Raw genomic sequence first — 676 nt, forward strand, 5'->3', positions numbered from 1 at the left:
GGTATAGGCGGGTTTTCTATGCTTGGCCATTTTACACCTCCAAGTCAGATCGAAATCTAACTATAGTTGGTGTCTACTTATCGTGGGTAACACGGGTACCTAACGCCTTTAGCTGCGGCGAGCGATAGCGAGTCCAGCCCAAGGTTCCCTTGGGCGAGGCAGGCTAAACTTGTTAGGGCTAGTCAATTGACCAGAATAGTTTGAGAACATGGTAATCATTACTAGCCGTATAAACTAAAGTTACTGTTTTACTAATATCATCTTCTTCGATAAAAACTCGTGGCCCTTGGAAACCGTTAAAATCGTTAGCTAGTGAGCTTAATAACTTGGAACACACTTGCTTTACCTCATGGCTAGTGACCACTGGGTATGGATCACTAACCGCACTGGCAATAAAAAACTCCAATGTCTCGACTTCGTTGTTTGTGGCGACACCTTCTATATTTGATAAATCACTATGTGCGCACCGATGACCAAATGAATATTTATAAAGTAGACCTCCCTGCGAATACAACGTATCAGATTCGGATGCTAGCTTATTAAGTATTTCAACAGTCGGAATGGTCAGCATACTTGAGCCCTAACGAGGCTGTAGAAAAACGATAACCACTAAATCGATATCTACACCCTGCATTCCTTTGTTTTCGATGTCGGTTATTTAACCAAATCCATTCAA

Annotated in this window: 1 protein-coding gene; it reads right to left on the reverse strand. The window is 42.2% G+C overall.

Going from position 1 to position 676, the window contains the following annotated elements:
* Positions 1-178: 178 nt before the first annotated feature.
* Complete coding sequence (locus tag MIB40_RS19440; protein WP_249697159.1) at positions 179-571, reverse strand: hypothetical protein; 393 nt, start codon at positions 569-571, stop codon at positions 179-181.
* Positions 572-676 lie beyond the last annotated feature (105 nt).

Source organism: Aestuariirhabdus haliotis, assembly GCF_023509475.1.
In the GTDB taxonomy this organism is placed as follows: Bacteria; Pseudomonadota; Gammaproteobacteria; order Pseudomonadales; family Aestuariirhabdaceae; genus Aestuariirhabdus; species Aestuariirhabdus haliotis.